This is a genomic window from Paenibacillus sp. LBL (genome assembly GCF_029893715.1).
GTDB lineage: Bacteria > Bacillota > Bacilli > Paenibacillales > Paenibacillaceae > Paenibacillus_AQ > Paenibacillus_AQ glucanolyticus.
Map to the genome: position 1 here is coordinate 381,733 of NZ_JARXYU010000002.1, position 22,149 is coordinate 403,881.

A 22,149-nucleotide genomic window follows, 5' to 3' on the forward strand; every position below is an offset into this window, starting at 1 on the left:
ACACTGTGAATCGGCTAATTCATGTGTTAGATTAATGGCATGATGTCTTAATATTAGATACTGAGGTGACCATAATGATTAGAATCGGAAAAATTAGTTATTGGCATGTGCACGCATGGGATTACACAAAACAGGCGCAGGAGCATCCGGATGCACAAATCGTAGCCGTATGGGATGAGAATCCGGAACGCGGTAAAAAAGCTGCGGAGCAGCAAGGAGTACCGTTCTTTGAATCCTTGGATGAAATGCTGCAAAGCGATATCGATGCTGTCATCGTGGATGCACCAACATCCATGCACAGAGAAGTGATGCTGAAAGCTGCGGCAGCCGGCAAGCACATTTTTACGGAGAAAGTAGTGGCCGCTACCCTTCAAGAGGTCAATGATATTATGAACGCGGTAAATGAGAATCAAGTCAAATTAACGGTATCACTCCCCCGCTTGAATGATGGTTACACCTTGGCGATCCGTGAACTGTTGCAAGAGGGACTACTGGGTACCGTAACACTCGTTCGTGTCCGCTTGTCTCATAACGGCGCAACGGCAGGCTGGCTGCCTGAGCATTTCTATGGTCTGGAGGAAACTCGTGGAGGAGCCCTCATTGATCTGGGTTGCCATCCTATGTATTTGACACGCCTGTTCCTGGGAGAAGAAGCGGTTGATGTTCATGCGAATTTTGGCTACATAACGGGTAAAGAGGTCGAAGATAACGCCGTTGCTACATTATCTACAGCTACGGGTGCTGTTGGTATTGTGGAGGCTGGTTTTGTTAATAACTTCTCGCCGTTTACGATTGAGATTCACGGTACAGACGGAACGATTCTCTATGGTACGCCAGACAGTAAACTTCTTATCCGCTCAACGAAGAAAGAAGAATACAAGGAAGCGTGGGTTGAACTGCCAGTACCAGCAAATCGTGCAAGTGCTTTTGAACAGTGGATCTCTCATATTCAGGAAAATACCGTTGCAGAGGAAAATATCGCATATGCGGTTGAATTAACGAAATTGATGGAGGCTTCCAACCGTTCGGCCAAGGAACATCGTGCGATTCGTTTGGATGAACTGCAAGCTTAAGTTACAAGGGTGATGTATCAGCATGAATAATCATTTTCCATATGAGTTTATGAAAGATCGGCAGGATGCCTTGGAGAGACTTGATCTGAGGGTCTATTGGGGGCGTTATGAGATCCGGGTTCTTCGATTTCATCTCACCACCTTCCCTCCGGGGAAGATTGTGTCCTTCCATAAACATGCTGAATATGAGTTTCATTTCATACCGCGTGGCAAAGGGACCGTTATTATGGAAGAGAATCCCTATGCCTTGAGGGAAGGAATGTTTTATTTAACGGGTCCGAATGTTCTCCATTATCAGGAAGCGGACGCAGCAGAGCCCATGGACGAATTATGTCTGCATGTGGACATTATTCCGCATGACGTAACACCCGATGATTCGGATCGTCTGTTATGGCCGGCTGCGGATCCTTGGGAGATGGCGGAGGCTGACGACTGCATGGAAAAGCTCAGGGGGCTGCCGCTGAAGCCGTCGATGGATATCCATCGGGCGATGCCTTATTTTCTGGAGGCTTACCAAGCTTCTCAGGAAAAATATCCGGGTCTGTACACAACGATCAAGCAGTGCATTATTCAGATATTGCTGCGTGCCGTACGCGCGTATGAATCCGAGCCATCCGAAGCGGAGTTGCCTTCACGAGACATGAAGGCTTACCGCTATCAATTGGCACTGGAGTATATCCATGCGAATTCCTCGGGTGAGGTCGTTCTGGATGATGTCGCGGAGAAATTGCATATCAGTTCCAGGCAGCTGCAGCGGATATTCAAGGAGCAAGCGGCTGGGCAATCCTTCAGTGAAATTCTTGAGCACGTCCGTTTAGAAGCGGTGTGCCGGAAATTAATCGATACCAATTGGTCTATTGATAAAATCGCGATTCACGAAGGCTTCTCGAGCGGCAGTTATTTGCATACCGTGTTTCGAAAGAGATACGGCTATACGCCAACAACATATCGGGCAATGAATGTGAAATTGTAGGGGGAGTATCACATATGGGCAAAAGCATTCGAATTGGAATTATTGGAAGCGGTGGCATTGCAGGAGAGCATGCAAAGTACTACAAACAAATCGAAGACGTCCAGATTGTCGCTGTAGCGGATATTTTACCAGGAAGAGCAGATCAGTTCATTGAGCGTTGGGGACTGCAGGGGGCAATCGGATTTGACGATCACCGCAGGCTCCTTGATCTGGATTTGGATGGTGTGAGTATCTGTACGCCAAATGTTGCTCATCACAGAACAACGATCGATGCGCTCTCAGCCGGCAAACATGTCATGCTCGAGAAGCCGATGTCGGTCACCTTGGATGAAGCTATCGAGATGGTTCAAATCTCGAAGAAGACCGGGAATATACTCAATGTGGGCTTTCAACCGCGCTATGACCCGAACATGGGAATCATTAAGAATCTGATCCAGAATGGTGAGCTCGGCAAGGTGTATTATGTGGAAACGGGAGGCGGCCGCCGCCGTGGGATGCCGGGTGGAACCTTTATCCGTCAGGAAATTGCCGGAGCAGGTGCCATGGCGGACATCGGTTGCTATTCCTTGGATATGGCATTGAATGCGCTTGGATATCCAAAGCCGTTAACGGTATCGGCCTATACCTCTAATCACTTCGGAACGAATCCGAAATACCACTCGGAATCCGGTGCGTTTAACGTGGAGGACTTCGGCGTTGCCATCATTCGGTTCGAAGGCGACATCGTATTGAACTTTAAGACGTCCTGGGCTATGCATATGGATACCTTGGGAGCAACCATGTTCCTTGGAACGGATGCGGGCATGAAGATTACGCCGGCTGGATCAGGACCCTGGAGTGGCGTATGGGATGGGAAAGTAGGCTCAATCTCCTTATTCCATGACATTCAAGGGCATCATACCGAAAGCGCAATTCCGTTGATCAGCCACCAGCTTAACGTATTCGAAGAGAAAATCAAAGATTTCGTAAGCGCCGTGCGCGAAGGCAAGCCAGCACCGATACCCGGAGAGCAGGTGCTTCGGAATCAAGCAATCCTGGACGGCATTCTGCGCTCTTCCCAGAGCAAAAAAGAAGTGGATATCCACATCCCGGAATTGGATTAGTGGCAGTTCAGCCGCGTATACTGCGCGGCTTTTTTGTTGTCATCATAACGGTAAATTTCCAGATCTACGCTTCCAATTTCCATATGGATATGATAGTATGGAACAGAACATTTGTTCTTTATTTGAGGATAATTACAATTTTAATTTTACAATATCCATGACATGAAGGATGGTGCAGGGCATGATGACTGAGCGATATTCAGAAATCGACGAGGTAATCGCTTATATTCACAAGAATATTTACGAACCGCTTCCCTTGTCATTACTGGCGGGTTACATTGGATACAGTCCTTATCATTTCTCTCGTATATTCAAGGATCGGATCGGACTGCCGCCCCTGTATTATGTCTCATCACTTCGTCTGGAGAAAGCCAAGGATTTACTGCTGCACACTCACCTCAGCATCCGGGATATCGCCTTGGAGATTGGGCAGCAAAGCCTGGGTACATTTACGACCCGCTTCTCCGAGAGAGTGGGTGTAACCCCCTCCCAGTTTCGGAACTCCATGGAGGAGGCGGACAAGCATTTGTTATCTTTGCAGAGTCTGAACGACTGGCGAGAATCCATGCCGATTCAGAATCCCAACTTGACGGTTGAGGGAACGATAGAAGCAACAGCCCCATTTCAGGGAGTTATTTTGATAGGCTTATTTGCCAAGCCCATTCCAGAAGGATTTCCTCTATATGGAACACTGCTTCCGTCTGTTGGCTCATTTCGATTTACCGACGTAAGCCCGGGCACATATTATCTGATGGCTACTTCTGTGCCATGGGGTATGCAGGCAGTTGACTTCTTGCTTCCGCAATCCACCACCTTGCGTACCCGTTCAAGGGAACCGATCATCGTTACATCCAACTCGAAGACCCGGCATCTCCAAGTGACTCTGCATGTTCCCCGGTTAGATGACCCACCGATTCTGATTTCCTTGCCATTATTAATGAACCATTTCCTTAAGCGGGTTGCTCCCATGTTACGATAATTATGATGATCTTCAGCTTTGACTCAGGATTCTCAGAGGGAAGCTGGAGTGATGGCAGCAGCCATCCATCATGCGTATTGCGTTGACAATTGCGTTCTGATTCATGATACTTAAGTCAGACCGAACCGCTTTAGCCATATATTAAGCAAAGCACGAAGATTTGAGGTGGCATCTGTGATTATCGTAAGCTCTTGTTTAGCCGGTTTGAAGGTTCGTTATAACGCTACGGACAGCTTGGATACCCATATTCAACTGTTAGTGGAAGCGAAGAAAGCGGTAACCGTATGCCCGGAACTTCTTGGCGGATTCTCAACTCCGCGTGAGCCAGCAGAGATCATCGGCGGTAACGGTGATGACGTCCTGTCAGGAAGTGCCAGAGTAATAGAATGGTCCGGCAGAGATGTGACGGAGATGTATATAAAGGGTGCATATCAGGCTCTTCGAACGGCACAAAAGCTCGGAGCACTGCTTATCGTTCTGAAGGAGAACAGCCCCTCCTGCGGCAGCGCAATGATCTATAATGGAGAATTTGCCAATGTGAAGCAAGCCGGTTATGGCGTAACAACAGCTCTTCTGCGCAGGGAAGGATATACCGTTATTTCTGAGTACGAGCTCAGCGTGTATGCAGCACAGCCGGAATACTCCGCTCTGTTTGCTGAAAGATAAATACAAGGTATTTCGTCATGGTCATACAATTATGTTAGAATCATCATACCGACTGTGATCATTGTCGTGATTCTTTATATTGGAGGGAACTATGGAACTCATAAATCAAGCAGAAGTCCAACAAATGATTGATAAATTGAAGGATCAGGATTTATATATTCATCTTGAGATGACAACAGGCGCCTATGCTGCCCATCACGATAGCACAAAGCACCCTGCTGCCAATTTTATTACAAATGCAAGTATTCGTTATACCGCTGGTTCGATATCCGGCAACGGTCCTTACCGGGTTGGTTTAAAAATGAATCAAGGCTGGATATATACCGAAGGACTTACCCATTTTGAACAGGCTGATACCGATAGACTTATCATGGCGGGCCATGATAGTCAGGGGAAACTGGTTGTTGCTTTGCAGCTGAGCCGGGAGCCTTTTTAATAGAGAGAGGAGATGAGGAACGATGGAGCAAAACATACTGGTCGTATTGCCGCATCCGGATGACGAAGCCTTTGGTTTATCCGGTACGTTGGCTAAATATATTATAGAAGGTGCTCATGTCACCTATGCTTGCCTGACACTCGGAGAGATGGGCCGCAACATGGGGATACCTCCGTTTGCTAACCGGATCACGCTTCCGACTATTCGTAGAGCAGAGTTGGAGGAATCGTGCAAAGCCATAGGCATACAAGACCTGCGATTGCTGGGTTTCCATGATAAAACGATTGAATTCGAGGACCAGCCTAAGCTGGATGGTGTGATTGCAGCGCTGATTCAGGAGATACAACCTTCACTTGTATTCACATTCTATCCTGGCTATAGTGTTCATCCCGATCATGATGCCACGGGTGCAGCTGTAGTTCGCACGATTCAGCGGATGCCTGCTGGGGAAAGACCTGTGGTTCAGTGTCTGGCATTCTCCAAAAATTGTGAGCAGGAGCTTGGCAAACCCGATGTTTATCAGGACGTATCTATGTTTATGGTCCAGAAGCTGAATTCCATTCAAGCTCATCGTTCCCAATTCCAGGCTGCAGAGCTGCTGGGTAAAAAGCAGCTGAAGGCAAAAGAAGTCGAGGACCGCTTCGGGACTGAACGTTTCTGGACGTATACCTTTGAATAAGAATCCTATGAATAGATGGATATCAATAGAAGAGCCACCGCGGTGGCTCTTTTTTCTATGCCAATACGAGCGAAGGTTCACTTTATTATTGGTGTGCTGTAAAGAGAGGTTATGTAGCCAAGAGTGTTGATGAATTAAGGACTGGTAATCGATAAGGGGTAGAGAGTTCCTTTCATGCAGAAGGAGGTTCTTCCTGTTTCTTCAGATACGACGAGAACCAAAGCATCGCTAATCTCGGATAAACCTATAGCCGCACGATGCCTAGTGCCAAGCTTTCGATCACCATAAGTTTTTGCAGTTAATGGAAGCACATTCGCAGCAGAGATAATCATTTCTTTGCGAACGAGAACGGCCCCGTCATGCAGCGGACTACCCGGAACGAATATGGATTCCAGCAGCGGGCTCGTGATTTCCGCAGATAAGGGGATGCCGGGTGTTATTAGAGAATCGAGAGGATCTTCCCGCTGAATCACAATCAGCGCTCCCAGATTTTTTTGACTGAGATGATATATGGATTTGGCGATTTCCTGGTACTTGCTTGTGAAGGGGAAGAGAAAACAATTGAGATAATACGTGGATGAAATTGCCTCGGATTCCAAAAATTTAGTGCGTACAAGATCCAATTCATTGAGCAGACAGGAGCTGTTCTGGTCCAGATTGGCAATGACATTCTCTATATGCTTTTTGATGTCAATAAGCTGGTTTTTCAGCTTGCGCTTAAGCGGCGTGAAATTGCAGTCATGAATTTGCATCCTCTATCTTCCTCCTTATCCTTCGTATCATTACCAATCCGACACAGCGATATTCTGCCTGCTTCGCGAAGTTCTTAAATCGCAAAAAGTCCTTTATCATCGATTTATCAGGAAAACTGATAAATGCTATAAGAACATTGTAATTGACCGGTCCCGTAAGCTGTGATAGGTTCAGAGGAGTAATAAAATTAATTGTATCGTAATAGTAGGAATTAATAATGTGCGCTTTTGAGAGGTGGATATGGTTGGAACTTCAAGTAACGAACAGTCCTTTTAATCAGGAACAGGTAGAATTACTGAACCGGCTGTTGCCGACACTGACGGATTCCCAGCGGTCCTGGCTCAGCGGATATATTGCCGCTATCCAGGGAACGGCAGCCGCTTCAGTTGCAACAGCACCACAAGCAAACACAGCAGCAATACCGGTTCCCGCAGCGCTGGCACCTAAAGAAGTAACCGTATTATACGGATCTCAGACTGGCAATGGTCATGGATTATCGAAGAAGTTATCGAAGAAGCTTGAAGAGGTTGGTCTAGTGGTTACAATGTCCTCAATGAGCGACTTCAAGCCGAACAATCTGAAGAAGCTGCAGAATCTCCTTATTATTGTGAGTACGCATGGCGAAGGTGAACCGCCGGATAACGCCATTCCTTTCTATGAGTTCCTGCACAGCAAACGGGCACCTCAAGTAGAGAGTCTTCAATATTCCGTACTCGCGCTGGGGGATACCTCGTATGAATTTTTCTGCCAAACGGGTAAAGATTTCGACAAGCGGCTCGAAGAATTGGGCGGCAAGCGGCTGACGCCTAGAGTGGATTGCGACGTGGATTTTGATGAATCGGCCGCTGAATGGATGAACCAGGTTCTTCAATCGCTGAATGAGGCTGGAGCAGGATCGTCCGTTGTTGAAAGCGTGAGTGCGGTAGCCCTGAGCGATAGCACGGAATCGGAATTTTCAAGAAGCAATCCATTTCAAGCGGAAATCCTCGAGAATTTGAATTTGAACGGAAGAGGATCCGACCGTGAAACTCGTCATATCGAAATTTCTCTTGAAGGTTCAAATTTGCAGTATGAGCCGGGCGATAGCTTAGGAATCTATCCGGAAAATCATCCGCAGCTTGTCGATGATCTTATCGCTGCTATGGGATGGAATGCTGATGAAGTGGTCGTCATTAATAAACATGGTGAAGCGCGAGCACTTCGGGATGCCTTGCTCCGTCACTACGAAATTACCGTTCTCACGAAACCTCTGATTGAGCAAGTGGTTAAGATCTCAGGGAATGAAGGGCTTCGGAAGCTTCTGGAACCAGGGCATGAGCAGGAATTGCGCACCTATATCGAGGAACGGGATTTGCTCGACCTGGTACAGGATTATGGTCTGCAGCAAGTGGCAGCAAGTGATTTTGTATCGATATTACGAAAAATCCCTGCTCGTCTGTACTCAATTGCCAGCAGCTCCAAGGCCTTCCCCGATGAAGTCCATGTAACCGTTCGTACGGTTCGGTACGAGGCACATGGCCGAGATCGTTACGGTGTATGTTCCGTACAATTGGCGGAACGGCTGGAAGCTGGAGACACACTTCCGGTGTATGTTCAACACAATCCGAACTTTAAGCTGCCCAAGAATCCGGACACCCCGATCATCATGATCGGTCCTGGTACAGGGGTTGCTCCATTCAGAGCTTTCCTCGGTGAGCGCGAAGAGACAGGTGCAGGAGGGAAATCCTGGTTGTTCTACGGTGACCAGCATTTCTCAACAGACTTTCTCTATCAGATCGAATGGCAGCGCTGGTTAAAGGATGGGGTGTTGACACAGATGGATGTTGCCTTCTCGCGAGATACGGACAAGAAAGTATATGTACAGCACCGTATGCTGGAGAGGAGCAAGGAATTGTATCAATGGCTTCAGAACGGCGCGTGTGTATACGTCTGCGGTGACGAGAAGAAGATGGCGCATGATGTGCATTCCGCACTGGGGGCAATTCTTGAGCAAGAAGGCGGGATGAGTCCAGAGGAAGCTGCGGAATACTTGGGCCTCATGCAGCAAGAGAAACGTTACCAGCGGGATGTATATTAAGACAATTCCCATGGTTGCGAGAGGAGAAAAGGAATATGTCTGATAATAACTTATTATCATCTAATAGCGCACCTCATAGTGATGTGGAGGACATCAAGCGTCGAAGCAACTATCTGCGCGGCAGTCTTGTAGAAACGCTGGAAGATCGTATAACCGGATCGATTCCGGAAGATGATAACCGGCTGATGAAATTCCATGGCAGCTACATGCAGGATGACCGGGATTTACGCAATGAGAGACATAAGCAGAAGCTGGAGCCTGCATACCAGTTCATGCTGCGTGTTCGCGCTGCCGGCGGTGTGGTGACTCCTGAGCAATGGCTTATGATGGATCGCGTTGCGCAGAAGTACGCAAACGGGTCAATTCGGTTGACAACACGCCAGTCGTTTCAGCTTCATGGTGTGCTCAAATGGAACATGAAGACTACCATTCAAGAGGTTAATGAAGCACTCCTTAGTACATTAGCAGCCTGCGGCGACGTCAACCGTAACGTTATGTGTAACCCTAACCCGTACCAATCCGAGATTCATTCGGAGGTGTACGAGTGGGCACGCAAAGTGAGTGATCATCTGGATCCGCGCTCTCGTGCCTATCATGAGATCTGGCTTGATGGTGAGAAGATCGTGGATAGTCTGCAGGATGCCGAGGAACAGGAGCCGATCTACGGCCCGGTGTATCTCCCTCGGAAATTCAAAATTGGGATGGCTGTGCCACCTTCCAATGATGTGGATGTATACTCCCAGGATCTTGGTTTCATTGCGATTGTTGAGAACGGAGAGTTGAAGGGCTTCAACATATCTGTTGGCGGTGGGATGGGGATGACACACGGTGATCCGCTGACCTACCCTCAAGTGGCAAAAGTCATTGGTTTCTGCAAACCGGAGCAAATCATTGACTTGGCGGAGAAGACCGTTATGATCCAGCGTGATTACGGGGACCGGGCGGTTCGTAAACATGCTAGATTCAAATATACGATCGATGACCGAGGGATCGATTGGTTCGTAAGCGAACTTAGCGAGCGGCTTGGCTGGAAGCTGGAAGAGGAAAGACCTTTTCATTTTGACCATAACGGTGATCGCTACGGATGGGTAAAAGGCAGTAACGGAAAATGGCATTTTACACTTTTCATCCAAAGCGGACGCGTTAAAGACGAGGCGGATTATCTGCTGATGACAGGCCTTCGTGAAATTGCCCAAATCCATAATGGCGATTTCCGTCTGACGGCCAATCAGAATCTGATCATTGCCAATGTCAGCAGCCATAAGAAGAAAAAGATCGAGGAGCTTATCAAGCGTTACGGACTCACAGACGGAAACCATTACTCCGCTCTGCGAAGAAACTCCATGGCATGCGTATCTTTGCCAACATGTGGTCTGGCTATGGCTGAATCCGAGCGCTATCTTCCAACGCTATTGGATAAGATTGATCCGATTCTGGAAGAGAATGGGCTGCGCGAAGAGGATATCGTCATTCGTATGACAGGATGCCCGAACGGATGTGCCAGACCGATGCTGGCTGAGATCGCCTTTATCGGCAAGGCACCGGGCAAATACAATATGTACTTGGGTGGAGGTTTCTCCGGGCACCGCTTAAACAAGCTCTTCAAGGAAAACATCGGTGAAACCGAGATTTTGGATTCGCTTCGCCCGATGATCACACAGTATGCACAAGAGCGAGAGAAAGGCGAGCACTTTGGTGACTTTGTCATTCGCGCAGGCTATGTGAAGGAAGTACTGGATGGACAGCAGTTTCACGCATAACATGATATGTAACGAGACATATAGGGATTCAGAGGATAACAGTGAATAAACACGACAGACCGGAGCTCTCCGAGAGGAGGGACTTCGGTTTTTTATTTTTGCTCAAGCGTGGAGATGCTGGATTAAGCCGATTCACGCCAAGAGCCACCTCAGCGTGAGGTGGCTCTGATCATCATTGTACGAGACTATTTGTGGCGTTCCTGCTTTTTTTAAACAAAGGGATCAGCAGAGCGGAGCCTATCAGAAACAGGAGGGCACTTGCTGAGAATACGGTGAATAAGGAAAACTGATTTTTCAGTAATCCGCCAAGCGACATGCCAATGACCATCATGCCCATGAAGATCGGTGTCAGAGCGCCGCCTACGCGTCCGATGTATGCATTCTCGGTATTCGTCAGAATGAGCGTGTTGATGCCGATGTGAATGGTGGGATAGAAGAAACCATTGACTACCTGCAACAGCAGAGTGAAGAGAATGCTCGTAGACCAGCCGATGCCGAGGTTGCCCAGTGCGCTGATGGTAAGGCCAAGCGCCAGCAAGGATTGCGGCGATATTCTTTTGGCTAACACCATAACGAAGCCCCCGCCAAGCAGCATCGCAGCACCGTTCGCGGTTAGCAGCCATTGCAGGAAAGATTTATCCTGCCCGAGATTCTCAATCGTGACAAACAGCATCATGGGCTGAATAAGTCCGGCAGCGAGACCGGCGGCAGCGAAGGTTGTAGCCAGCGTCCGCAAGGCGCGGTTATTCCACACATAGCGCAGACCTTCAATAGCTTCCTGCAAGAGGCTCCGTTGTTCAGACTTTGATTCTTTCTCTTGATCTCTCGGCAGCCACACCAGGATCAGAGCGGAACCCAGGAATAATACACCTGTTGCGATAAGGGATGCTTCAATTCCAAACTTCTGATACACGAATGCTCCTGCAATGGGGCCGATCACCATAAAGAAGGCCATTAAGGATTGGAATATAGCCATGACGGATTGGAGCTGATGTTCCGGCACATGCTGTTTGAACAATTTCATAGCCGAGGGTTGGGAGAACTGTGACATGATGGCTGAGAATAACGTAACGACTAGCAGCGCCTGCCATGAGTTATTGTGGACAGCAATCAGTACGAGAAAAACGGAAACGGCTGACAACACATCGGCACCGATCATGGTTCGTTTAGGTCGCCACCGGTCTGCAAATGTACCACCAATGAAAGCGAACAGGAAGATGGGGGCAAATTCGGCTACCGATATGAGGGATACAAACCAAGGATCGTTGTTGGTTATGTCGGTGACATATAACAGAATCGCAAAGTTACGAACCCAAATGCCAAGATTTAAAAGAACGCGTGACAAAATAATCGTTCGGACATACGGGTTGTTAAGAAGCATAATGAGGATTCTCCTTTCGTGACTCGTGTGAAACGGAGTCATAATTGATTATTTAATAAACGAATGCGCATTTAGTTTATTAAATACATAGACATATTAACATTCAATCTATAAATGTTCAATACAAATGTATTTTTTGTCTACAGTATGCAATTAAAAACAGGCACATTCTGCTTGTATTTATGAGCCGATTATATCCTTGAATAGACGAGATTGTTTTTTGTTTGGGATTTACTCTAAATGTGCTCTTAACCTTGTTCATGCTACTTAATAGAGATATAATGGACAAGGGTATTTATTGAATACCGGCTACAGATTCAATAATGAAAGCGAGCGGAAATATATGGGCCGTAAATGGAATAATATTAAAGAAAAAAAAGCATCCAAGGATGCGAATACGAGTCGCGTCTACGCTAAGTTTGGTGTTGAGATTTATGTGGCAGCCAAGAAGGGTGAACCGGATCCGGAGTCGAACCGTGCGCTCAAGGTCGTGCTTGAGCGCGCGAAAACATACAATGTGCCTAAAGCCATTATCGACCGTGCTCTGGAAAAAGCGAAGGGCAGCGGAGACGAGAATTATGTGGAGCTTCGTTACGAAGGATTTGGTCCGAACGGTTCGATGATCATTGTTGACGCGTTGACCAATAACGTCAATCGTACGGCACCGGAAGTGCGTTCTGCCTTTAACAAGAACGGCGGTAACATGGGCGTCAGCGGCTCTGTATCTTATATGTTCGATCCAACGGCCGTGTTCGGCGTTGAAGGTAAGACATCGGAAGAGGTCATGGATCTGCTGCTTGAAGCAGATGTGGATGTACGTGACATCCTTGAAGAGGAAGATGCTGTAATCGTGTATGCTGAGCCGGACCAGTTCCATGCGGTACAGGAGGCTTTTAAGGCTGCAGGGGTTACGGAGTTTACGGTGTCAGAGCTGACCATGCTGGCACAGAACTTTGTTACACTGCCAGGTGATGCTGAGGCGCAATTCGAGAAGCTGATTGATGCGCTGGAAGATCTGGAAGATGTGCAACAGGTCTATCATAACGTAGAGTTTGAAGAATAGAAGAACTCGATCCATGTATGTACACAAAAAACCATCGTATTCAGCACTTCTGAACACGATGGTTTTTGCGTTATAGCGCAGATTATCCTTTTATAGGTGATTCGAACGGCAGCGTAATGTCAGGTTGAACAACAATGACTTCCGCTGAAGTGATAGCAGGGATTGATTTGGTCATGATAAGGGAGTGGTAAGCTACAATCTTTGTGCCGGGCTTCAGTTTCTCATCAGGGCTGAGACCGATTATTTGGGTGTCCTTGGATATGTTGAGAATGATATCGTTATCCGTGGATTGATCTGAACCCACATTAATGTACAGGTGATCCTGGGTAGTGCGTTCAGATGCAGTTATTGTGCCTTCAACTCTTGGTGCTGAAGCATCAGATACAACGATTTTATCGGCATGCGGCAGCGCAGGGTAAATGACGGGCACGTATTGTGCTTCGATCCGCCGACCCTCGTTCAGCACATCAGATGTTAAAGGCTTACCTTGTGCATCCACGATCTGCGTGTCCCCATCGATGGCGAGCACCACGTATTCATATCCGTCAGGATTCGATGGTTGGCCGCTAATCGAAATTCTGCCATCTGTTTTCTCCGTAAGGATACCGTTAATGCCGGCCTCGGTTTCCTGCTCGTCATTGGCGGAATCCGTGTTCACCAGAATATAGTTTGTAGAGGATTGAGGAGGGAAACTTAACGCAACATACGGACCGTAGAAGGAACGAACGGTCATGCCGGCTTTCAGGTCACTTGCTTTCAGTGTCTTTCCATTTTGATCGATAATGGTCGTTTTGGGATCCGGATGAAGCCAAATGGTCTCTGCGTTGTCACCGTACACGTTGCTTCCTTCTACAAGAAAACCTCGTTCGTTTATTTCGGAGATGGTCCCGTCTATAGCGGCAAAGTCATGGTCCGAGACAATGATGGTAAGTGCAGCTCCTTGAGCCGGGAGGCTTTTGGTGATATTCGGGCTATAGAAAGCTTTAATGGCTTTGTTTTTATCTACGATGGTCTGAAGCTGGACTTTATTTCCCTGTGCATCCACGATTTTAGTATCTTTGGAGATGGAAAGCTTGATTTCACGTTGATCGGTAGCAGCCAAGCCGCGGCCGGTAACCGTAATCGATTTGCCTGTTTTGTCATTTACATAATCCGTAATGTAACCCAGGGTTCCAGGCACACGCTTCACCTGATTCACATTGCTGCCTTGTTCCGAATGGATGGAAGCAGGAGGAGCGCCCTGTGCACTTGCTGCGATCGGCAGTGCGGTCATGGCGAGTATCGTAGTGGTTGTTAGTACTTTGTAGATTTTGTTCATTGTTGGTATCCTCCAAATAAAAGATTATCCTAACGAGCCAGGATACAGCCAAGCGATATTTCAATTGGTAAATTGTACTTGCTGCACCACTATAGACGGGAGAAGGTCTCAAAGGTTGCACAGCTGCTGAAAAATCGTTCTGTAATTCCAACGGTCAAGTCCAGATAGACATAAAAAACCGCCCGAAGATAAGGCTTCGGGCGGTCTAATGGCTTATTAAGCTGCAGTCTTAGTTTCTTCTTGTTTAGGAGTGCGAATCAGCATTGCCAGCACCGTAATGATAGCTGTAAATACGAAAATCAAATTAAATCCATGCTGAATGCCAAAAGCATCCGATATTTCACCGATCAAGAGTCCGACTACCGCGCCTCCGAGACCGGATGCAACATAGATAACGCCTTGCAGTGATCCGGCTTGCTTCGTCAGCTTGGAGGCGATGCCTTGAGCCGTCGGGAACAACACGGACAGGGCAAGTCCGAACAGCATCATTAAATAACTGGCATTCACAACCAGCAGACGGCCGAGGATCAAGGCGAGAAGGGCGAATACGGAGAAGCCGATCAAGGTGCGTCTCTCACCAAGCTTGTAGATGATGAACCCGCCTACAAAACGTCCAATGGTAAAGAGAAATGCAAAGCTGGCGATGATATAGGCTGCGGTTGAAGCTTTTTGCGCTGCATCCATCCCGGCAATGTCCAGCGACGTATAGAAAATCGGGAAGAAATTCAGGAAGCCGGCTTCCGCTGCAACATAGAACAGAATGAACAGAATGACATATAAGATTTGCCGGTCTTTAAACAACCTCGCGACAGACATTAAGCTGACTTTATCTTGCCCTTCAGTTGCAGCTCTCTGTTCGGGTTTAAACATCATGAGTGCAGCCAGAATGATGGCAATCACGACGGCTACACCAATGTAGAAGGCGCGCCAGCTGATGTTATGAGAGAAAATCGCGTTCAGAACGAGCGGAGTAACAATCATACCAACTCCGAACAGTGCATTGGCGAGGTTAAACACCACGCCGGACCGTTCCTTGAAATAGGTCGGAATCAACGTCGCAACCGAAACGGTCATGGACCCGATACCGACACCCACGATCAGATAAAATCCGAGAAAGAAGGCAACGGTATAAGCGGAGCCGGTACCAATTAAACCAATGATCATCAGAATGGTTCCGAGGGTCATAACCGCCTTGATTCCCTTGCGGTCGGCAAATATGCCGGCGACCAGACTGGCTAACAAAAATCCCACCTGAAAGACGGATACCATGATACCGACTTGACTGAGATCCAGATTGATATCCGTCTGAACTTTCTCAAGGATGAGACCCTTGGTGTTCTGAATTCCGCCGAGGACAAACATGGTGGCAAAGATGAGAAAGTAAATGATCGGACGCTGTATTTTTTGCATGTTAGTTCATTCCTTTCTCTCGATAGGTCTGTAAAGCCTCAAACAACTCGTCAGCCGCCCAGCCGTAACAGTAATACAACAGCTCATCTGCTGCGCTGTTCTCACCGGCTTGTACCGCTTCAATCAGATTCTGCGGCGAAATGTTCCACATCTGGATTCCGCTATAGATACGTGTATTGGGGTCGGACAGGCTGCGAACCTTGTTATTCTGATCCGCGACGAATTGAATGGGGAACCCTTCCTGCTTGAACATCTCATACGTCAGATCATAGGGAAGCGCAAAGAATCTTTTGAAGGCCTGGAATGCTTGTTCCTGCTCATCGGCGGTATGCGCCAAGTAATGGATCAAACCCTGTACATCGGCCCCGCCGCCCAGCTTATGGTAAGGAAAATGTTTCAATGCAGGTGAGCATTTGGTGATGCTCGCATAATCCTGGCCAAGCATCCAACTGTAAGCGGGTGGCCAGAGGTCCAGCCACAGCGTAAAGTCCTCGTTTACAGTTCTTACGCGTTCGATGAGACGTTCCACAAAGCCGGTTACACTCTGTTGTCGAAATGCGATCCATTCTTGAATCAGCGCATTGTTTTCCGCAAACGTGACGGCGTCATCGAATTTCTTCTCTGCGAAGAGCGTGATCCATTGACGCAGGTTATTCTTGAGCGCGCTTACATCAATGTGCTGTTCCTTCATTTTTCTCTCACAATGCGGACAGAAGCAGGTTAACAATCCTCTTGGATTCACTTCCTCTCCGCCCCAATCGGGATACCGGATCCGGTCGATCATGTAGGTGGTATAACCGTAACGTTGGCGGAGGTCAATCAGTGCTTGTTCCCAGAAGTCGATGACATCCGGCGCATTGGGACAGAGCCAGTGCGGAATGACTTGTCCATCCAGATCCGTAACCAGATTATGAGCAAGCAGAGGGCCTTCGAAATGACCATTCAGAATATTGAGCCATGGGATGATCTCGTAATGTTCCTCCTGAAGCGATTCCTTAATGATCATCAGGGGATCCTGTTCATCGCTAAGGCCGGGTTCTCTTCGCTGATCAAGCCCTTGATAGGAGGGGAGGATAGCATGCATGGTTCCTGTACCGAACACGACTTCATGTACGGCATTCCTTGGCAGGTTGCCAACAGGGTTCGGATTTCGTTCGAAGATGGTATTCACCTCCGGGAAGATATAGCATACATCCTTCAGCTTGCGGATATACGACATGATCTGCGGCATACCTTCATCTAAAATATCATGCGGGTGCAGTTGAATTCCTGACATTGCTGATCACGCTCCTGTTAGTAGAGTTGTTTGTCTTTCATATATTGAAGTGAGGGATAAGCTTGCTTCAGCCCTAGAATGGCTATACCCTGGAGAGCCGACTGATGCTGCAAGGTCGAAATCCCGATGGCTACATTGGTTACATTCGAAGTATGAAGACCCACTTTAGCAGTCAGACTCTGGAGTGAGAGCGACTCGGTTACCCCGCCCATGAGCAGGATTTTCTCCGGATTCAGCAGGGATATAATATTCAGGATGCCCATCGCGAGATGCTCCTCAAATCGGGATACAAGATGTCGTGCCTGAATATCTCCTTGCAGAGCCATTTCGAATACTTCTTGTGCTGTGAGGTCCTTATGAAACATACCGTGTGCTGCAGCCTCCAAACCAGAACCGGAACATATGATTTCAAAATGTCCCTTGCCTGAAGGAGCATACAATTGGTGCTGCTGGAACAGCATGTAACCAATCTCGCCGGCTGCGTTCCGCGCACCGCGTATCACTTTGCCATCTATCAGAATGGCGGACCCGAGTCCGGTTCCAATTCCAATCAGTACGGCAGAGTTCAGATCCTGAAGCGCCCCGGCATACATCTCGCCAATAAGTGCGGCACGGACATCATTCTCAACTGTGACGGGAACATGAAATACGTTATGAAAGTACCGGCCAAGATCGATGTTCTTCCATTCCGGCAAGTTAGGCGAGCCTTCGAGAACCATGCCGCTGGAAGGATCAACGATTCCTGGAGTGGCTATACTGATGAAGGCAAGGCGGGTTTCCGGCTGCCCGGATTGTTTAATGAATTCTTTGATATCGGCCGCCATATGCTCCAAAAATTCTTGACTTGTCTGGTGTTGATACGTAGCTACCGTATGCTTCGCAGTGCATTCGCCTGCCAGATTGAATAGTCCAAAATGGAGTGTGGTCCCGCCGAGATCAACGGCGATGCCGAAGGCAGCATGTTTGGCAAAATGAAGTCTCGTGCCGCGTTTGCTTAAATCAGCGTCATCCTTCTCGTCGTATATCAATTTCTCTTCAATAAGTGTCTTGACGATATCCGATACGGTGGCTTTGGTAATTCCGGTCTGTTTGGCAATTTCGGTCCGGGCGATAGGCCCCATATCTTTAATGGTATTAAGCACAATCTCTTTGTTCATTCTGCGGATCGTGCTGGGCAGATGTACTTCCATTGGACGTGATCACTTCCTTTTTAGTATCAAAGTTTGTTGTTCTATTAAGTTTACTATATAAACTTAAATGGTGTGAAAAAGTACTTGTAAACAAATTATTTATAGATTCTGATATTGTTAACCTCTTTATAAGTTTATATTAAATCCTTAATGAAAACGATGTCAATGGAAATTAGTAAACAATAATTGGATGAAGATATGCTGAAGGATGCATAATCCCTAATTGATAGTTATTCTGATAACATATAATTATGGAATGAAGCAATGAATGAAGTAGATGGGAGTGGCAGCATGAAGAGAATGAAGCTGGAGCAATGGATGGATATCTGCAAGCTTATGAACGATAATTTGGGGCTGCCTATGCATTATTGTAATCCACATCGGAGAATTGAATACTCCTTAATGCCTGCCGGAATATCATCACAGGGCCAGAAGGAGCTTCAGGAGCGAATGATACAGCTGATCTCGAGTTCCCATCGTGGCGAAGTTCAGGGTCCATACATGCTGGGCACATCCCTGTTGGAAAATTTTATCGAAACACGAATCGAAGAAAATGGCGTTTATATGGGAAGTTTGATAGCCGGTCCGAGCATTTATTCACGCATCCGGAAGGATATGCTGGTTGGCTTGGCGCGTGATCATCGGATCACGGATAGAGATGCGCTTGAGCGTTATTACGATAGGCTTGTAATCATGGATAAGAAGAAGCTTCTTCATGCCGCAGCCATGCTGCACTACCTGGTCTATCACACCCGGATCGATATTACGGACGTCATGCAGCATAATCACGGGGGATCGCGATATCAGGGTCTGGGCGAAAATATAGATATTCAGGTCTCGGAGCAGCGGATCAATGTCTCCTTTCACCATGATCCGATCTATGAGAAGGAGCTGATGCAGCTTGTTACCGATGGACGTCCGGAGGAACTTGTGAACAAGTTGGAGCTCATTCAGACGACGGAGGGGATAGGAACGCTGTCCAGGACAAGCCATGTTCGGCATCAGAAGAATCTAAGCATCGTGGGGATAGCGCTGATGACACGTGCAGCGGTGGAAGGTGGCTTGCATCCAGAGATTGCGTATACGATGAGTGACCTGTATATTCAGCAAATGGAGGAGATGACGGATGCAAACGAAGTGAATACGGCACTTCAGCAGGCGACTTACGATTTTGCAAACCGGGTGAAGGAATGTAAAGAGGGTGATTTCTCGAAAGCCGTCGTGAAGTGCAAACAGTATATTTTTAACCATCTATATGAGGATGTCTCCCTACAGCAGCTGTCTCGCTCAGTGCATATGAATTCCAGTTATCTGTCCAGACGGTTCAAACAGGAAACCGGGGTGTCTATTAGTGAATATATACAAGGGCAGCGCATTGAGGAGGCAAAAAAATTGCTGGTCCTGACTGATCTGCCTATATCGGTGATTTATGCCCGGCTGAACTATCATGATCAAAGCTACTTTACGAAGGTATTCAGGAAGCTGACAGGCGTAACCCCTAAACAGTACCGTGAAGGCCGCAGGTTAAAGAGTACGCATTCAGGCGAGGATGACCCAATATAGTCTGCAATTATCATGATTGCGCTTTATAAAGAAAAGAAAATACCAAGATTCCAATGAAATTACAATAAAATTAGGAGCAACCTTCATATAATAGGGTCAGCATTGAAAACTGTTTAATGTGGAGGCTGACGATATGAGTGAACAACGTGATATAGAGAAGATCATCAATCAGATGACATTGGAAGAAAAAGCGGGAATGTGCAGCGGGCTTGACTTCTGGAACCTAAAAGGGGTGGAGCGTCTGGGCATTCCATCGATTATGGTGACGGATGGACCGCATGGACTGCGCAAACAACGGCAGGGTGCTGATCATCTCGGCATATTCGACAGCGTTCCTTCCACGTGTTTTCCTTCCGCCGCCGGACTTGCCAGCTCGTGGGACAGAGAATTGATCCGGCAAGTGGGTGTAGCGCTGGGAGAAGAATGTCAGGCAGAGGACGTTGCTGTATTGCTTGGACCTGGTGCGAACATTAAACGCTCCCCTGTGTGCGGAAGAAACTTTGAGTACTTCTCGGAAGATCCTTATCTTTCGTCGGAGCTCGCTGCGAGCCATATCCAGGGGGTTCAAAGCCAGGGCGTGGGTACGTCGCTCAAGCATTTTGCCGCTAATAACCAGGAGCATCGGCGGATGACAACGGATGCAGTCATTGATGAGCGTACGCTGCGGGAGATTTATCTGGCCAGCTTCGAAGGAGCCGTCAAGAAAGCGAAGCCATGGACGGTGATGTGTTCCTACAATCAGGTGAATGGTACTTATGCTTCGGAGAATCCAAGATTATTAACGGAAATTTTGAAGGATGAATGGGGCCATGAAGGGTTTGTGGTATCGGACTGGGGCGCTGTCAATCAGCGGGACGATGCGCTTGCAGCGGGGATGGAGCTCGAAATGCCTTCCAGCAATGGACTTGGAGAACGTAAAGTGATCGATGCCGTGCAGAGCGGGAAGCTGACAGAAGAAGCGCTGGATCGTGCCGTTGCCCGTATCTTGCGAATTATTTTCATGGCGATTGATCATAAAAAAGAAAAGGCAGTCTATGACCAAAAAGAGCATCACGCCTTAGCGAGAAAAGTTGCTGGCGAGAGTATGGTGCTCCTCCAGAACGAGGACCAGCTGCTGCCTCTTGGGCAAGACAGCAAGATTGCCGTCATTGGCGCGTTTGCTAAAACACCGCGATTCCAGGGAGGCGGCAGCTCCCATATCAATCCGACTCAGCTTGACACGCCTTATGAGGAAATCGTTGCACTGTCCGGACACGTGTCGAACGTGACCTATGCGCAGGGCTATCAGCTGGAGAATGACGCCGTGGATGAGACTCTCATCCATGAAGCGTTGCAGGCTGCACGCCAGGGGCAAGTGGCCGTGGTCATAGCCGGTCTGCCGGATCGTTATGAATCTGAGGGCTATGACCGCACACATCTTTCCCTTCCGGCGAATCAGACTCAACTGATTGATGCGATTGCGGAAGTGCAGAATAATGTCGTGGTGGTGCTGCTCAACGGCTCGCCCGTAGAAATGCCCTGGCTTCATCGAGTGAAAGCTGTAATTGAAGGCTATCTCGGTGGGCAGGCTGTCGGCGGAGCGATCGCTGATGTGCTGTTCGGGAAGAAGAACCCGTCCGGCAAGCTCGCAGAGACCTTCCCCGTTAAACTGAGTGACAACCCCTCGTTTCTGAACTTTCCTGGCGAAGGGGACCGAGTAGAATATAAAGAAGGGATTTTTGTTGGATATCGTTATTACGACAAAAAAGAAATGAAGACACTGTTCCCTTTCGGCCATGGGTTAAGTTATACCACCTTTGAGTATAGCAATTTAAAGTTCAGTCGAACGGAGCTGACGGATAACGAAACGGTGGAAGTGAGCGTAAAGGTCACCAATACCGGTCATCTCGCGGGCAAAGAAATCGTGCAGCTCTATGTTCGGGATGTCGAGAGCTTAGTGATCCGTCCTGAGAAGGAACTGAAGGGGTTCGCCAAGGTCGACCTTGAGCCAGGCGAGCATAAGACGGTTAGTATTACACTGGATAAACGATCCTTTGCCTATTACAATGTTGAACTGAAGGATTGGCATGTGGAATCGGGAGATTTCGAAGTACTCATAGGCAAATCTTCGCAGGAGATTGTGCTGAAGGATACACTGCAGGTGCAGTCTACAGTGAGATTGGAACAGCAATATACACTGAATTCGACCATCGGAGAACTGTTAAGTGATCCTGTGACCGCGGAAACCACGGGCCAATTGCTGAAGAAATTCCAAGAAGCCAGTCCCATGTCGGGCATGGCGGAAGACGATTCCCATTCCGAATTGTTTGCAGCCATGATGAAGGATATGCCGCTTCGTAATCTCCTGGCCTTTGGGGGCGGGGCAGTGAAAGAGGAAACACTGCTTCAGCTGCTGGATGGATTGAATCGACGATGAAACTTCATGTCATTTTAATGTAAAAATCTCCTT

General features: G+C 47.8%; 18 protein-coding genes. 12 read left to right on the forward strand and 6 right to left on the reverse strand.

Features of this window, described 5'->3' with window-relative positions; genetic code table 11:
* Positions 1-74 precede the first annotated feature (74 nt).
* The 7 genes from M2277_RS06830 to bshB2 all read left to right on the forward strand — a co-directional run bounded on the left by M2277_RS06830 (position 75) and on the right by bshB2 (position 5,909).
* Entirely contained in the window at positions 75-1,073 is a 999-nt protein-coding gene (locus M2277_RS06830) for a Gfo/Idh/MocA family protein (RefSeq protein WP_006210593.1), read from the forward strand.
* A 22-nt stretch (positions 1,074-1,095) separates the two neighbouring features.
* Positions 1,096-2,046 (forward strand): AraC family transcriptional regulator, encoded by a 951-nt coding sequence (locus tag M2277_RS06835; RefSeq protein ID WP_280754437.1) that lies wholly within the window; start codon positions 1,096-1,098, stop codon positions 2,044-2,046.
* Positions 2,047-2,060: 14 nt separating this feature from the next.
* Positions 2,061-3,149 carry a Gfo/Idh/MocA family protein gene (locus M2277_RS06840; RefSeq protein WP_006210591.1) on the forward strand — a complete coding sequence of 363 codons (1,089 nt, stop codon included), beginning with the start codon at positions 2,061-2,063 and terminating at the stop codon, positions 3,147-3,149.
* A 181-nt stretch (positions 3,150-3,330) separates the two neighbouring features.
* On the forward strand, positions 3,331-4,128 hold the full coding sequence (locus M2277_RS06845; RefSeq protein ID WP_051449095.1) for a helix-turn-helix transcriptional regulator: 798 nt from the start codon (positions 3,331-3,333) through the stop codon (positions 4,126-4,128).
* 174 nt (positions 4,129-4,302) lie between these two features.
* Entirely contained in the window at positions 4,303-4,794 is a 492-nt protein-coding gene (locus tag M2277_RS06850; RefSeq protein ID WP_006210589.1) for a 2-thiouracil desulfurase family protein, read from the forward strand.
* 91 nt (positions 4,795-4,885) lie between these two features.
* Complete coding sequence (locus M2277_RS06855; protein WP_006210588.1) at positions 4,886-5,230, forward strand: YojF family protein; 345 nt, start codon at positions 4,886-4,888, stop codon at positions 5,228-5,230.
* A 22-nt stretch (positions 5,231-5,252) separates the two neighbouring features.
* Positions 5,253-5,909, forward strand: coding sequence for a bacillithiol biosynthesis deacetylase BshB2 (bshB2, locus tag M2277_RS06860; RefSeq protein ID WP_006210587.1), 657 nt, complete (start codon positions 5,253-5,255; stop codon positions 5,907-5,909).
* A gap of 134 nt (positions 5,910-6,043) precedes the next feature.
* Here bshB2 and cdaS read toward each other — a convergent pair whose 3' ends face one another.
* Positions 6,044-6,661, reverse strand: a complete 618-nt coding sequence (gene cdaS / locus M2277_RS06865; RefSeq protein WP_280754438.1) for a sporulation-specific diadenylate cyclase CdaS — start codon at positions 6,659-6,661, stop codon at positions 6,044-6,046.
* 245 nt (positions 6,662-6,906) lie between these two features.
* Between cdaS and M2277_RS06870 the strand changes: the two genes are divergently transcribed.
* Together M2277_RS06870 and cysI are read left to right on the forward strand one after the other, a co-directional pair.
* Complete coding sequence (locus tag M2277_RS06870) at positions 6,907-8,739, forward strand: assimilatory sulfite reductase (NADPH) flavoprotein subunit (protein ID WP_280754439.1); 1,833 nt, start codon at positions 6,907-6,909, stop codon at positions 8,737-8,739.
* Between the two features lie 35 nt (positions 8,740-8,774).
* Positions 8,775-10,499, forward strand: a complete 1,725-nt coding sequence (gene cysI, locus M2277_RS06875; protein WP_063480593.1) for an assimilatory sulfite reductase (NADPH) hemoprotein subunit — start codon at positions 8,775-8,777, stop codon at positions 10,497-10,499.
* Between the two features lie 172 nt (positions 10,500-10,671).
* Here the strand turns inward: cysI and M2277_RS06880 are convergent, their stop codons facing one another.
* Positions 10,672-11,880 (reverse strand): MFS transporter, encoded by a 1,209-nt coding sequence (locus M2277_RS06880; RefSeq protein WP_280754440.1) that lies wholly within the window; start codon positions 11,878-11,880, stop codon positions 10,672-10,674.
* 343 nt (positions 11,881-12,223) lie between these two features.
* Here M2277_RS06880 and M2277_RS06885 point away from each other — a divergent pair, with 343 nt between their 5' ends.
* Entirely contained in the window at positions 12,224-12,943 is a 720-nt protein-coding gene (locus tag M2277_RS06885) for a YebC/PmpR family DNA-binding transcriptional regulator (RefSeq protein WP_076151498.1), read from the forward strand.
* A gap of 82 nt (positions 12,944-13,025) precedes the next feature.
* Here M2277_RS06885 and M2277_RS06890 read toward each other — a convergent pair whose 3' ends face one another.
* The 4 genes from M2277_RS06890 to M2277_RS06905 all read right to left on the reverse strand — a co-directional run bounded on the left by M2277_RS06890 (position 13,026) and on the right by M2277_RS06905 (position 18,137).
* Positions 13,026-14,261, reverse strand: coding sequence for a peptidase (locus M2277_RS06890; protein WP_280754441.1), 1,236 nt, complete (start codon positions 14,259-14,261; stop codon positions 13,026-13,028).
* Between the two features lie 216 nt (positions 14,262-14,477).
* Complete coding sequence (locus tag M2277_RS06895) at positions 14,478-15,671, reverse strand: MFS transporter (protein ID WP_036637317.1); 1,194 nt, start codon at positions 15,669-15,671, stop codon at positions 14,478-14,480.
* 1 nt (position 15,672) lies between these two features.
* Entirely contained in the window at positions 15,673-16,947 is a 1,275-nt protein-coding gene (locus M2277_RS06900; RefSeq protein ID WP_280754442.1) for a hypothetical protein, read from the reverse strand.
* 17 nt (positions 16,948-16,964) lie between these two features.
* Positions 16,965-18,137 carry an ROK family transcriptional regulator gene (locus M2277_RS06905; RefSeq protein ID WP_280754443.1) on the reverse strand — a complete coding sequence of 391 codons (1,173 nt, stop codon included), beginning with the start codon at positions 18,135-18,137 and terminating at the stop codon, positions 16,965-16,967.
* 291 nt (positions 18,138-18,428) lie between these two features.
* On the opposite strand from M2277_RS06905, the gene M2277_RS06910 reads away from it, so the two are divergent.
* Positions 18,429-19,700, forward strand: a complete 1,272-nt coding sequence (locus tag M2277_RS06910) for a helix-turn-helix domain-containing protein (RefSeq protein WP_063480598.1) — start codon at positions 18,429-18,431, stop codon at positions 19,698-19,700.
* Between the two features lie 133 nt (positions 19,701-19,833).
* Positions 19,834-22,116 carry a glycoside hydrolase family 3 C-terminal domain-containing protein gene (locus M2277_RS06915; protein ID WP_280754444.1) on the forward strand — a complete coding sequence of 761 codons (2,283 nt, stop codon included), beginning with the start codon at positions 19,834-19,836 and terminating at the stop codon, positions 22,114-22,116.
* Positions 22,117-22,149: the final 33 nt, after the last annotated feature.

Excerpts from the sequence above, each read along its gene's own strand:
- bshB2 (WP_006210587.1), top strand. The coding sequence starts at position 5,253 with ATGGAGCAAAACATACTGGTCGTATTGCCGCATCCGGATGACGAAGCC.
- M2277_RS06845 (WP_051449095.1), top strand. The coding sequence starts at position 3,331 with ATGATGACTGAGCGATATTCAGAAATCGACGAGGTAATCGCTTATATT.
- M2277_RS06910 (WP_063480598.1), top strand. The coding sequence starts at position 18,429 with ATGAAGAGAATGAAGCTGGAGCAATGGATGGATATCTGCAAGCTTATG.
- M2277_RS06890 (WP_280754441.1), bottom strand. The coding sequence starts at position 14,261 with ATGAACAAAATCTACAAAGTACTAACAACCACTACGATACTCGCCATG.
- M2277_RS06855 (WP_006210588.1), top strand. The coding sequence starts at position 4,886 with ATGGAACTCATAAATCAAGCAGAAGTCCAACAAATGATTGATAAATTG.
- M2277_RS06835 (WP_280754437.1), top strand. The coding sequence starts at position 1,096 with ATGAATAATCATTTTCCATATGAGTTTATGAAAGATCGGCAGGATGCC.
- M2277_RS06880 (WP_280754440.1), bottom strand. The coding sequence starts at position 11,880 with ATGCTTCTTAACAACCCGTATGTCCGAACGATTATTTTGTCACGCGTT.
- cysI (WP_063480593.1), top strand. The coding sequence starts at position 8,775 with ATGTCTGATAATAACTTATTATCATCTAATAGCGCACCTCATAGTGAT.
- M2277_RS06915 (WP_280754444.1), top strand. The coding sequence starts at position 19,834 with ATGAGTGAACAACGTGATATAGAGAAGATCATCAATCAGATGACATTG.
- M2277_RS06840 (WP_006210591.1), top strand. The coding sequence starts at position 2,061 with ATGGGCAAAAGCATTCGAATTGGAATTATTGGAAGCGGTGGCATTGCA.
- M2277_RS06900 (WP_280754442.1), bottom strand. The coding sequence starts at position 16,947 with ATGTCAGGAATTCAACTGCACCCGCATGATATTTTAGATGAAGGTATG.
- M2277_RS06905 (WP_280754443.1), bottom strand. The coding sequence starts at position 18,137 with ATGGAAGTACATCTGCCCAGCACGATCCGCAGAATGAACAAAGAGATT.
- M2277_RS06830 (WP_006210593.1), top strand. The coding sequence starts at position 75 with ATGATTAGAATCGGAAAAATTAGTTATTGGCATGTGCACGCATGGGAT.
- cdaS (WP_280754438.1), bottom strand. The coding sequence starts at position 6,661 with ATGCAAATTCATGACTGCAATTTCACGCCGCTTAAGCGCAAGCTGAAA.
- M2277_RS06895 (WP_036637317.1), bottom strand. The coding sequence starts at position 15,671 with ATGCAAAAAATACAGCGTCCGATCATTTACTTTCTCATCTTTGCCACC.
- M2277_RS06885 (WP_076151498.1), top strand. The coding sequence starts at position 12,224 with ATGGGCCGTAAATGGAATAATATTAAAGAAAAAAAAGCATCCAAGGAT.